This window comes from Antrihabitans stalagmiti, assembly GCF_016482825.1.
Lineage (GTDB): Bacteria > Actinomycetota > Actinomycetes > Mycobacteriales > Mycobacteriaceae > Antrihabitans > Antrihabitans stalagmiti.
In genome coordinates, this window is sequence record NZ_JAEMNV010000002.1 from 532,734 (window position 1) to 544,809 (window position 12,076).

The following is a 12,076-nucleotide window of genomic DNA, read 5'->3' on the forward strand; positions in this document are numbered from 1 at the left end:
ACGATCCCCCCGCGCCGTGCTTCACAGGGTTAGTTCGCGATCGGGAACTTCTTCGGTGGCCCGACTTTCGGCTTCGCCCACTACCGGCGGTGCCATGCCTTCGATCTCGCCGACAACTTCGTCGCCGTGTTCGCTGGTGACGAGGTATCCGCGAATGCCTTCGTCGCCAACTGATTCCGCGCCACGCTGCATGCCTGCGGCAGCACCCGCAGCGCCCATCGGCATCATGCCGCCGCCGGTGCCGCCGACGAATTCGGCTGCAGTACGTACTGGCGCGGACGGACCGACTGGCGCGTTCGCGTTCATCAGACCTGCGCTCACGGTTTTGGCGTTGTTCCACGGTGTCAGCGGTGTTGCCGGAACACCGGGCGATCCGAGACCAGGGCCGCCGGGGCCGCCGGGCGACTTGCCGCCTGGTTTCATCGCTGCAGCTGTGTTGGCGGCCTTGGCCGGGTCGGCTGGACTGACCGGTTTCGGTTGCGCCAGAGCAGACTTGATGGCTGTCGAGGCCTGGTCCAGTCCGGTCGAGGCCAGCGAGCTGACGGGTTTGCCGACACTGTCGAGGATCGTGGATGCGATGGCGAACGGCGAAGTTCCGGTGGGCGCGTTGGTGATCGGCACCTGCTGACCGTTGGCGGTCATGGCACCGGTCGGGCCGAAGAGCTGCGCGCGGGTCTCGGCGACGACGATGGTGCCTTCGGCGAGACTTTCAGTCGCGGCGGCCAGCACGACGGCTTGCCCGGGCGGCGTAACCAGGAAGGGTCCGGTTGCGACGACGACGCCGATGAATTTCGCGATGATCGCCTGCAGCAGTGCCACTCCGTGCGCGACGATCGCCGCTGCGGTCTGGATGTTGATCGACGTGTTGACACCCTGCGTCGATACCGCAGCGGTATTTGCCTGTGCTTCAGTGCCTTTGGCGACTGCCGCCAACGAAGCCGAACTCGACCACACTTTGTCGAGCGCTTGCAATCCTGCCGAACCGACGGAGATCGACGTGTCGAGGGCTTTGGAGATGCCGGTGAAAATCTGCGACGGGTCGAACCCGCTGGCGTCGAGTTGGCCGGTTCCGAAGCTGCCGAGCAGGTCGGTCAGCGGCTTCAACAGCAAGGTCAGGTCGATGACGGGCAGCGGCGGCAGGCCCGGCATGGGTGGCATTGGGGGAAGTTGCGGCAGCGGCGGCAGACCGAGGTTCCCGAGGATGTCGTTGACCGGCATGTCGAGCATCGGTCCGACTGGGCTGTTACGAATGAGATCCAGCGCAGCCTGATCCACGGGAGCCGGCGTGAAGCTGCCGGGCTCGCCGAAGAGGCTGTGGGTCATACGCCCTTGCCTATGGAGTCGAACGTGGCGCCTGCCGCGGTATCGACGGTCTCGTACTCGGCGGCGCCTGTGATGGCAGCGGCTGCTGTTCCTGCGTGCACCGCAGCCAGTTGCCCGATGGAGAAGATGTGGTTGCCTTGAGCGACCGCGAAGGCCGCCAGGAAGTCCTGTCCGATGAGCCCGAAGACCGGAACCATGGCAGCTACCGTGGCGGTGGTGTCGATCGTGCCTGCGGTGACGACCGCGGCGGCCATCCCGGCCGATACATCGCCGTAGGCGCGGATTGCGTCCGGTACTGCTGCGACGTCACTCATTTTGAACCCCCATGCAGGTGAAGTGCGATTGACTGGAACGTACCGAGCTGCGCTTTCGGTCGACTTAAAATCCCCTTGCTACGACCGAGAACACACCTTAATGCAGTTGCGAGCTGGCGATCAGGTCGGCAGCTTCTTCATTGAAACTTTCAACTAATTGTGCGCGTCGTGCAAACGCTCGCTGGGCGGCCATTCCCGCAGTGGCAACCAGCAAGGTCTCGAAATCTTTGGGTGACAGTTTGGATATTGCGTGGGTGAATTCGAGGTCCAACAACGTGCCGAGGCCATCGACTTCTGCGGTTATCTGGCCATCGGGCGAGGTCTCGCGGACTCGAATCACTGCAAGCTGCTCGTTGAGCTCGCGCATTCTGTCGAGTTGGCGTCGAGCGCGGTCTTCCAGCGCGTCCATCGCTGCACTCATACCGACCTCATCCAGCTCTGCGGCTCGACGTCGTTTTCCCATTCGTCGACGGCTTCGTCCAGGGCAACATCCTCGGGCTTCGGCAAACCCATCTGATCGAGCACATCCTTGGCAATCCCAGCGCTGACCAGCTCTTCTCTGCGCAGCAGCCCCGCCCTGTTGGCAGATTGCTTACACAGCCGAAGGATCTCCTGGGCGAGCGCGACCGGATCTCGACGCAGCTCCGACCGCTCGATTGCCACGGAAATGGGCAGCCCCTGCTCGGTGGTGCGCAGCGAGATGGCACCACTCTTCGATACAGCTGTCGACATGATCCCCCGTTCGACCCCACCCCGGTATCTAGCTCTGCCGGAGTCTAGCGAAGGGGTACGACAGGTGCCAACTTCTCGGGCGACAATGGAGTTCACGTTATATTGCCTGCAACGAATAGGCGCCGCCCGGTCGGAGAACGGGCCGCTGATCAGCGCACCATACGGGGGAAAACAATGAAACGCGTGCCAATTCTCGGTGGAATCGCCGTGGCGATTTTGCTAGTGCTTCTCGGGGTGTGGGTGACGGCCAATCCGAGCAGCACGAAGGGCACTGCATACCCGATTCCCGAGTTGGTGGCGCAGGCCGAACTCAACGAAGCGACATTCGCATTGGCGCAGGCAGAAGGCGCACAGTATTCCGGCACGTTTACGCCGACCGAGGATCTGCCGCCGATCGATTTCGAAGACCTGACGGTGTCGAATTCGGGCACCATGCACGGCACGATCGTCCTGGAAGGCATCCCCGCCGAGATCGTGACCATCAACGGCGACACCCTGGTCAAAGCCAGCAACGACTTCTGGTTCAGCATCCTCACGACCGACTACACGGGCGAATTCACCGACAAGTGGACACGCCTGCAGGACGACTTCTTCGGCGTCGATCTGAGCAACGTGCTCGCGCCGTCCAACCTCGCGTGGTCGATCCAGGGTCTGCAAGATCGCACAGCCGGGGATGTGGTCGCCGGGCCCGACGCGTTGCCGAACGCTCGGCAACCGCTCACCAGTTCGACCGCGGCAAGCGAATCGACACCCGAAGGCACGGAGGTGTCGGTCGGGCCGTTCGCCACCTACGTCGGCGGCGCGGGCTCGATTCCGAACCGTGTGAAAGGTCCGGTCAATTCGCCGAATGCCAAGGGCGGCAACATCGACGCGGAGATCGACCCTGTCGATGCTGCCGAGGTCGAGCGGCTGTACCAATTCATCGAGCAGGTGACGCGCGATCTTGTGAACGCCGCCGATGCTGCAATGAGCTTCTCGATGGATTCCAACACCTCACTTGGTAACTGCAACAACACATCCTGCTCGATATTGACGGTCGTCACCAATACGTTGACAGGCGCCGACAGGTCGACGATCAACGTGCATGTGCGCACGGATTTCAACGTAGACGGCGTTCCGACCAAGTCGTGTGACGAAAATACGACGATGCCGGCCAATGGCCAGGTGTCCGTCTTCTGCAATGCGTCCTACTTCGCCGATCCAGAGCAACGACACAATCTCGAGGCCTGGGCAAAGGTGACTGCACACGCCTACGCCGAGACCGACATTCAGGCGATCATCAACATCGTCGACGGCCAGAAGAAGCGCGACACGTCCCCCGACGAGCTGCGCGGGCCCGGCACCTGGCGACAGCAGCCAGCAAAGAACGGTCCGGACAATCGTCGCTATCACGAGCAAAACACCGGTCGGCCTTCCGATTTCGGCTACGTCGTCAACGGCGTTCCGTTCGACGGTCGGGCTGCCGACGGCACACTGCTACAGGTCCAGGGCGCAGGCTTCGGTTCGCACATCGGACCCGACGGTGCGCTGGACCCGAACTGGCCGGGAACGCAACAGCTCGTCAAGCGTGGACGCGACCAAGTCCAGGCTGCGGGGAGCGCGCCGATCCGCTGGGTCTTCGCAGAGGAAGCCGCCGCCGCGGCGGGCGAACGCGCACTCCGCGAAGCAGGCTTGACGCAGATCGTCGTCACCTTCGTACCGGGCCGATGAGGATGGCGACGGGCAGGAAGCTTTCGGCGTGGACTTCCTTCGGATCGGTGGTGGTCGCTTCCGTCGTCTTGATGGCATGCTCCACACCGATAGCCGGAGAAGCGAAGGGCGACAAAGTCTCTCAAATCACCGGTGCGGCGGGGACAGCAACCGTCCCTGGCGATGCCTCACCCATCACCGACGAAGAACTCTTCGATCCGTGCACGATTCCAGATGAGGTGACCGACGAGTTCGGTTTGGCTACTGCGTTCGAAGAGTCTGTCTTCAATCCACCGCTAACCCGCTGGAAGTCGTGCTTGTGGAGTCAAATGGGGTTCGAAGCGAGATTTGCCGTGGGCATTCTGACGACTGCGTATACATTTCAGGAGCTTCTCGCCAATCCAACCAAAGATCGATTCGTTCCCACCAAAGTCGGCAGACACGATGCAACGTATTTTGCCGAGAAGGGCGAGGACGACCCGCTTCGATGCAAAATTGCTTGGGGAACTTCTACCGGCACAGTCCTTCTCGATGCGACTTCGTACTCCGTCCAGAGTGGCTCCCGTGAAGAACCGTGCCCACTCGTACAGCGCTGGGCAGAAGCGGTCTACCCGCACATTCCTTCGTGATGTCGTACCGATCTGGGGGATGCCAATGAATACCGTCCGCACACGCGCAGCTTTCACTACAACAAAAACCACCTCGGCCTGGATGTCCTTCGGAGCGGTCCTAGTCGCGGCCGTCGTATTACTGGCCTGCTCCCCACCGATGACCGGAGAACCGAAGGGCGACAGAGTTTCTCAGATCACCGGAGCAGCGGGGACAGCAACCGTCCCCGGCGATGCCTCCCCCATCACCGACGAAGAACTCTTCGATCCGTGCACAATTCCAGATGACGTCACGAACGCCTTCGGCCTAGCCACTGCGATAAAAAGGAACGGCTTTCCGACACCATTGCCGCGATGGAGATCCTGCGTCTGGTCGCAAACCGGAGCAAACGCACGCTTTGGCGTCTCGATCCTGGTCACCGCGTATACCTTCCAAGAACTCCTCGACAATCCAACCAAAGACAGGTTCGTGCCGACGACAGTCGAAGGAGGTCACGCCGCAACCTACTTCGCAGAAAAGGGTGAAGACGACCCCAATCGTTGCAAACTCGCTTGGGGTACATCGACAGGTGCCGTCATAGTCGACACAACCGCATTCGTGGTGCGAGAAGGACCACGCGAAGAACCACGCCCACTCGTTCAGCGTTGGGCAGAAGCGGTCTACCCGCACATTCCTTCGTGAACTCGTGTCGATCAGGGGGATGCCAGTGAATACAGGCTGCACAAGCACAATTCGCGCCACGACGAATAAAGCCTCCGCGTTAATCTCGTCCTACTGGCCTGCTCCAAGCCAATGACCGGAGAACCGAAGGGCGACAAAATCTCTCAAATCACCGGAGCAGCGGGAACAGCAACCGTCCCCGGCGATGCCTCCCCCATCACCGACGAAGAACTCTTCGATCCGTGCACAATTCCGGATTCGGTTAAGATCCAGTTCGACTTAGATCCAGTGGGCATACCCACATTCGTTCCGCCGTTGCACCGGTGGACATCGTGTCGATGGATTCAGAGTCACGACGGTGGTCTGTACGGTACTGGGATCTTGATTACTGCTTACACGTACCAAGAACTGCTAGAAATCCGACCAAAGACAGATTTGTCGGAACAACGGTTGCTGGTCGTGAAGCGACGTTCTTCGCCGAGAAGCGCAGCGCTGACCCGAAGGAGTGCAAGCTCGCGTGGGGCACAGCGACTGGATCAGTGCTGGTCTCGGTCATTGCCGACTAAGCCTCTGAGGGGAGGCGCGTCGACGCGTGCAGAATCGTGACGGACTGGGCGGAGGCGGTCTACCCACACATCCCCGCATGAGCCGGCGAACAATCGAAACCGACTTGCGGCCATGCATTATCGTTTCGAGCCGGCATGGGTGACACGACCAGCGCCTACACCTCGGCTCACGTCGTCCACTCCGATGTGTCTCTTGACGACCTCACTCGCGAGACATTGAATTACCTCGCCGGCGCGCAGTTCATCAGATCAGGGCTACCCGGGCTCGGAATATCTGTCACGATCGCCAATCAAACCTGGTCGAAGGCTTTCGGTTTCGCCGATATCGCAACCAAGAGCCCATTTCGGCTCGACGATCACTTTCGGATCGCGAGTCTCACCAAGACCTTCACCGCAACAGCGATTCTGAGACTGGTGGACAGAGGCCAGCTCCACCTCGACGATGTGCTCGATCAGTTCGTTCCCGGCATCCCCAACGGTTCGCGGATCACGGTGCGAAACCTGCTGAGCATGACGTCCGGCGTATTCGACTACCCTTCCGACCCCGAAGCCAGGGCCGCGTTCGAGCTCGATCCCGCGATGCCGTGGACGCCCGCAGAGTCCGTCGAGATCATGAGAAGGCACCCGCCCGATTTCGAACCCGGAACTCGAACCGTGTACTGCCACAGCAACTTTGCACTGCTCGGTGTGATTCTCGAAGCGGTCACAGGTCTTCCGGCCGCCGACGTGATCAACACCGAGGTGGTGGCAAACGTTCCGGGGCTGTCGCGGACCAACTTTCCCACCGAGCAGACCGTCCCCGCTCCCCACCCAGTTGGCTATGCGCCTGACCCCGACCCGGCGCGACCATTGCGCGTTGTCGACAATGTGAATCCGGCAGTCGTGTGGACCGCTGGCGCGATGACGTCGACGATCGACGACCTGATCGCCTGGAGCCGCGAACTGACCACCAGCACCCTGCTGTCCTGTGAGCTGCAACAAGAACGTCTACGCAGCAACAGGTTTCATGGCCACTCGATGAACTTGGGGTACGGGCTCGGCATAATGACTCTCAATGATTTGGTCGGCCACAATGGCGCGCTGGTCGGTGGATCGTCGGCCATGTTCCGTCTACCACTGCACGACACCACTTTTATCGTGGTGTCCAATTCGTCAGACAACTTTCGGTCGGCGACTATGGCCATCGCGCTGCATCTCGTTCGCGCCCTGTTCCCGGGCCAGATCGGGTAGAAGAAGTGTTCGCGGTCAGGCGACAATCGCTCGATGACACCGACCTGATCTGGACGAGATGCGGGCAACACCGAACCCGGCGCCTACGACCCGTCGTCGACATCGCCGTCTTGGTACGATGCCCCGTGGACGGTGCGCTGCGGTCGGGAACTCGCGACGCAGCACTGAGCATGGGGAATGCAACGGACGGGGAGGGTTCCGATTTGACGCGGGGTGAGAATGTTGCGCGGCGTCGCGCCGCGACTATGAGAGTCTCTGCGGGGGTGTCTCTCGGATCTGTCGTCGTCGCGCTCATTGTTCTGATGGCCTGCTCCAAGCCGATGGCCGGCGATGCGACCGGCGACAAGGTTGCTCAGATCACCGGCGCTGCGGGTACTGCGACTGTGCCGGGCGACGACTCGCCGATCACGGACGACGAACTGTTCGATCCGTGCACGATTCCGGACACCGTCACGGACGACTTTGGGTTGGCGACGGCGATAAAAAGGCCGGTCTTTCCGAATGGGCTCTCTAGATGGAAGTCCTGTCTTTGGTCGCAGACCGGAGCAAACGCGAGGTTCGGTGTCACGATCCTGGTCACTGCATACACGTTTCAAGAACTACTGGACAACCCTACAAAAGATAGGTTTGCGCCAACGAAAGTCGGGGGTCACGATGCGACCTACTTTGCTGAAAAGGGTGAGGACGACCCAATTCGCTGCAAACTCGCGTGGGGAACATCGACCGGGTCAGTAATCGTGGACTCAACCGCAAATTGGGTGTCGAAGGGACCTCGCGAAGAGCCTTGCCCGCTCGTGCAGCGGTGGGCTGAGACAGTGTTTCCTTATATTCCAGCCTAGGTATATATGAGCGCGGTTGCGCGGACAATACAGACAGAGGGAGGGATTCGAGATGGCTGAGGATAGTTCAGCATTTAGTGGTTTCACAGAGTCTGCACAAGCGGGCGATATTACTCTCGATTCTGGCGTAGCTGATCGATGCGCGAGTGAATGCCAGGCAATTATCGATCAACTGATTTCCATACAGAATCAGATTGGCACTTTAGGCTCGGTCAAGGGGTTCGGTAATGGCGTTGCCAATGCGGCTGAACTAGCTACTCGATTTCAGCACCGCGCTACGGGCGGTGACAGGTCTCTCGACAAGACCTTGGAAAATCACATCGAAATAGTCAATGAGATGAAACAGACCTTCATCGAGTCCGGCCGCGCGTACCTACAGACGGAGGAAGGCTCAGCCGACGCTCTAAGCGCGTTCAACGAAAAATATCCGTCAGATTCTTAAGGCCGGTGAACTGCCAGCGAAGCGCTTCCCCGTCGACGCGATCTATCAAACAGTTAATTTGCAAACTAGGCGCGCCACATATTTGGATAGCACGCGTAACCACATTCCTCGCCATCGACGTGACGAAATTTGTGGCCCATCCATTCAAGGAGTCAATCATGGGAGATGTCGGGGAATCGGTAGCCAATTTTATCGACGGCACGCCGCTCGGCTCGGCAATCAATGCTATTCTGCCCGGTCAGAGAACACTCTCCGAGGTGGATCCACTAAACAAAGACGCTCGTCCCAACGGTGACATCGCGGTAGACACCGAGGCAGACGGTATCGCTTGGGAGCATTTCAACCGTGACCATCAGAGCCTTATAGACTACCGCGATTCGATTCGAACTAATCAAATTACAGATCTGGCATCTGCATGGAATGTGCCAATAGCCAGCTTGACCGCGGCAATCAACACCTTCAACAACACCGTCAAATACGATATTCAAAGCTCATGGGAGTCAGGCGGTGGCGGTGCGGCGCTAGCCGCGACTCAAGCGTACTCAGAGCAGTTGAAGGAAGTTCCTCCAGTCCTGCAAGCAATTGCGAATAACTTGAACTACGTCGCAGACAGTGTCTTGGAACAGACGAGGAAACAGATTCCCGACAAAAGCGGCGGCCTAACCACCGGGGATGCCATCGTCGGATGGGTCGGGAGTGACTTCTATTCCAACGCCGAAGCCCAGCGACGGAACGAGCAAGAATTCAAAGACCATGCGAACAAAGTTATGAACGACGTGTTCGTTCCGGGCGGTCGCAAATCGAATGAAGACATGCCGGTTTTCCGTGTTGCCCAAGCGGTGACATCAACTGCGCCCGCCCCCGTCTCGCCGGGTGGTCCGGGTGGCGGCCCGACAGGAGGGCCCAGCGGCGGACCCTCGGGAGGCCCGTCGCCCAGTTCGCTAACGGCACCCACCGACCTTCCTGAATTGACGACCCCAGATCCTTCCTCGTTGACCGACTCGCTAACCAGCCCGCTGAGCAACTTGACCAGCGGGTTGACCGGCCTCACCGACGCGGCAAAGAATGCTGCGAAGGACGCGACGAAACCTGTCGCGCCAGTCGGTCCCAAGCCGACCGCCACCACGCCAGCCAAAACGGCGGCGAAGGCTACAACGCCGAGCGGCGTGAAATCAGGCGGACCGGGAGGTGCCGGTGGGCCGAAAGCTGGCGGACCGGCCAAGTTGGACCCCGCAAAGTCCCTCGCGCAAGCGTCGAAGTTTCCACGCGCGACCGCGGTCAATGCTGCGACCGCCATGCGTGCCGCAGGGCCGATAGCGGGCCAACCCGGCTCGCCCGGCGCCATGGGTGCAGGTGCACGAGGTGCAGGTTCCGACTCCGATAAAGAGCACAAGAGGGCCAAGTATCTCGACAGCAAGGAACACCTCGAAGAAGCGATCGGTGACGCCCCTGCCGCAGTCCGACCCGTCGTGGAGAAGTAGTGGCGAACACTTGGCGTATAAAGCCGATGGAATTTCTCGTCTTGTGGGAAATATCCGGAAACGACACCCTGCCGTTTCCAATCGTTTGCACGAACACCCCTCCACTACTCAAGGACTACATCCGCCAGAAAGAACAGATTCTGGAGGAGCTGCAGCCGAGGCTGACGCGGGAATCGGTGGACGCCATACAGACTGTTTCGCGACCTGACATCAAAATTGCAGCAATTGGCTGGGACGAGCACAACGAGAACAACCTGAGCGCTGCCCGACGCATATACGGTGTCCGGCGGGAAAACAGGGCGTACGTACTCAGCCAGGCGCCGGGCTCGAAGTTCGAAGAAGGCGGCGACATCGAGATAACGGAGACGTCAGTCGTCGGCCTCGCCAGAAGCGTCATCGACAAGCTCCCCCAGGTGTCGAAAGGATCGATGGGCGAGGTTCCGATCATGCGCGGTCAGGGACGCGACCTCGACTACAGCCACGGGCAATCCGCCGTTCGTGACAGCTTCGCCGAGTCTCCCGAGCAAAAGTCGGCCCGATTCCTACGGGCGAAATCGACACAGTTCGGTGAATTCGAAGTTCTCCCAGGCGAATCCATGCACTGGCTCCGGGAGCGGTCCGGTTATCTCATGCGCTGGCGTGACGTCGCGGACGACGGCCGCTACCTCGTAGAACCGCGGGACCACCCCGTCGCGGTAGCTGTAGATGCGAAGGGATTCGAGAACGCCGCGAACGAACGCGTCGCAAAACTCGTGCGGCGTATCAAGGAAGACAAACCGAAATACGAGATGCAGTAGGGACCGACGGCTTACTCGCCGGTTGGCAGCAGGATTGGGATTACAGAGGCATGAGCGGAGAAATCGACTCGGCCCATTGCTGGACCTGGGGACACGGATCAACGCGCAACTCCACCAGCGCCGCCTGAGAAATTCTTACAATCACCACGCCGGTCTGCGTTCTCCACGCGATTTTGCAGGTACTCGGATCCGGCAAGACTCCATCCGTGAAATACGCCGCAGGTCGCCCACCCACCGTGGTCGGCGCAAAGGTCCTTTCGTCGGATTGTCTAGCAACTCTTCAAATATGTACGCGCTCAACAAAACTGACCCCGAGATGCCGCCACTCGACTTCGTCTGGATCCAACTGCAAGACGTCCATCTCGGAACCGGTGGATCGAACTGCATGCTTCCGTCACCGGATCTAAACCGACCGAAGCTGGAATCGAATCCGGCAACGTACACGGATCGAACAACTCATCGTCACGCACCGGAGACTCTTTCCCCGGCACCACAGCGGTCCCCTCCGGACCCACCACACTCGACAACCGCGCCGAGTTATCCGTCGGCGGCACCCTCAATCGCCGGCGAACAGCCAGCCGCGAACAGAGCAATCACTGGCCGCAAACAACGCGCGCGCCCCCCACCGTCCAGCAGTTCCCCCTGAGTTACACCCCGTCATCTGCACCGAAACAATATCGCCCGATGACGGAAAACAGCCGTGCGAGGGCCGAACCACCCGAACGGTTCGCATCGGTACAGACAGACAAACCGCGCGACGCCTACCCGTACCGCCTCAACGCCGACCGCAACGGAACAGAGTCCCCATCGACCACAAGGGGGTATCCGTCGTGCGGATCTACTGCAGCGTCGCCGTACTTGTCGACCAGCCCGGCAACGGCATCGATCAACGTCGGAACAGATTCTGCGACAACGTACTTCGTATCATCCTGGTCTCCGAAGGTAATCACCTGACCTACGCGACCGCCTGGTCCGGGATCGCAATCGACTGCAAGCCCAGCCAACATCCCATTACTACTTACGAACGGGATCCAGCCACGCCGCCAGAACGATGCCTGCACCCGCCCATCCACCGAAACGATCCCATAATCCAGGACACAAGGATCACCGACAGATGCCAGATCGCGATCCCACTTCGCCTTGATCACGAAGACGTCGTCCAAGCGCAGCCACACATCCCCAGCCATCGGCCCACCATCGCCAAGTCCGTACAGCCAGGCCAGATCCTCTGGAAACGTAAAACCGAACGAGGCTTCGAACTCGACGAACCTATCTGCACCAACTGGCGCTGCAAACCCGCCCCAGCGCTCGGCAAAGCTCGCCAAACGGTCGAATCCAGATCTCGACTCAGCCATTACAACTCCCCTCCGAGCATGGGTCCCACCAAGGCCACG

13 protein-coding genes are annotated in these 12,076 nt (G+C 60.2%); 8 read left to right on the plus strand and 5 right to left on the minus strand.

Annotation, left to right across the window (positions count from 1 at the left end; translation table 11 throughout):
- Positions 1–21: 21 nt before the first annotated feature.
- The 4 genes from JGU71_RS06795 to JGU71_RS06810 all read right to left on the minus strand — a co-directional run bounded on the left by JGU71_RS06795 (position 22) and on the right by JGU71_RS06810 (position 2,369).
- The gene (locus JGU71_RS06795; protein ID WP_199703257.1) at positions 22–1,323 is read right to left on the minus strand and encodes a hypothetical protein; all 1,302 of its coding nucleotides are present in this window, start codon (positions 1,321–1,323) and stop codon (positions 22–24) included.
- The gene (locus JGU71_RS06800; protein WP_199703258.1) at positions 1,320–1,637 is read right to left on the minus strand and encodes a type VII secretion target; all 318 of its coding nucleotides are present in this window, start codon (positions 1,635–1,637) and stop codon (positions 1,320–1,322) included. Before JGU71_RS06800 ends, JGU71_RS06795 begins: the two co-directional genes overlap by 4 nt.
- 97 nt (positions 1,638–1,734) lie before the next feature.
- On the minus strand, positions 1,735–2,046 hold the full coding sequence (locus JGU71_RS06805; RefSeq protein WP_233528812.1) for a YbaB/EbfC family nucleoid-associated protein: 312 nt from the start codon (positions 2,044–2,046) through the stop codon (positions 1,735–1,737).
- Between the two features lie 8 nt (positions 2,047–2,054).
- Positions 2,055–2,369: a hypothetical protein gene (locus tag JGU71_RS06810; protein WP_199703260.1), complete on the minus strand. Its 315-nt coding sequence runs from the start codon at positions 2,367–2,369 to the stop codon at positions 2,055–2,057.
- 174 nt (positions 2,370–2,543) lie between these two features.
- On the opposite strand from JGU71_RS06810, the gene JGU71_RS06815 reads away from it, so the two are divergent.
- The 8 genes from JGU71_RS06815 (at position 2,544) to JGU71_RS06850 (ending at position 10,682) form a co-directional block, all read left to right on the plus strand.
- Positions 2,544–4,079, plus strand: coding sequence for a hypothetical protein (locus JGU71_RS06815; protein ID WP_199703261.1), 1,536 nt, complete (start codon positions 2,544–2,546; stop codon positions 4,077–4,079).
- A 50-nt stretch (positions 4,080–4,129) separates the two neighbouring features.
- Positions 4,130–4,687: a DUF3558 domain-containing protein gene (locus JGU71_RS06820; protein ID WP_199703262.1), complete on the plus strand. Its 558-nt coding sequence runs from the start codon at positions 4,130–4,132 to the stop codon at positions 4,685–4,687.
- An 82-nt stretch (positions 4,688–4,769) separates the two neighbouring features.
- On the plus strand, positions 4,770–5,348 hold the full coding sequence (locus tag JGU71_RS30545; protein WP_372433130.1) for a DUF3558 domain-containing protein: 579 nt from the start codon (positions 4,770–4,772) through the stop codon (positions 5,346–5,348).
- A gap of 680 nt (positions 5,349–6,028) precedes the next feature.
- Positions 6,029–7,123: a serine hydrolase domain-containing protein gene (locus JGU71_RS06830; protein WP_199703264.1), complete on the plus strand. Its 1,095-nt coding sequence runs from the start codon at positions 6,029–6,031 to the stop codon at positions 7,121–7,123.
- Positions 7,124–7,386: 263 nt separating this feature from the next.
- Entirely contained in the window at positions 7,387–7,962 is a 576-nt protein-coding gene (locus JGU71_RS06835; RefSeq protein ID WP_199703265.1) for a DUF3558 domain-containing protein, read from the plus strand.
- A gap of 52 nt (positions 7,963–8,014) precedes the next feature.
- Entirely contained in the window at positions 8,015–8,404 is a 390-nt protein-coding gene (locus JGU71_RS06840; RefSeq protein WP_199703266.1) for a hypothetical protein, read from the plus strand.
- A 158-nt stretch (positions 8,405–8,562) separates the two neighbouring features.
- Positions 8,563–9,885: a hypothetical protein gene (locus JGU71_RS06845; RefSeq protein WP_199703267.1), complete on the plus strand. Its 1,323-nt coding sequence runs from the start codon at positions 8,563–8,565 to the stop codon at positions 9,883–9,885.
- Positions 9,885–10,682, plus strand: a complete 798-nt coding sequence (locus JGU71_RS06850; RefSeq protein ID WP_199703268.1) for an ESX secretion-associated protein EspG — start codon at positions 9,885–9,887, stop codon at positions 10,680–10,682. The genes JGU71_RS06845 and JGU71_RS06850 overlap by 1 nt, the downstream gene beginning before the upstream one ends.
- 761 nt (positions 10,683–11,443) lie before the next feature.
- Here the strand turns inward: JGU71_RS06850 and JGU71_RS06855 are convergent.
- Positions 11,444–12,037, minus strand: coding sequence for an SMI1/KNR4 family protein (locus JGU71_RS06855; protein ID WP_199703269.1), 594 nt, complete (start codon positions 12,035–12,037; stop codon positions 11,444–11,446).
- Positions 12,038–12,076 lie beyond the last annotated feature (39 nt).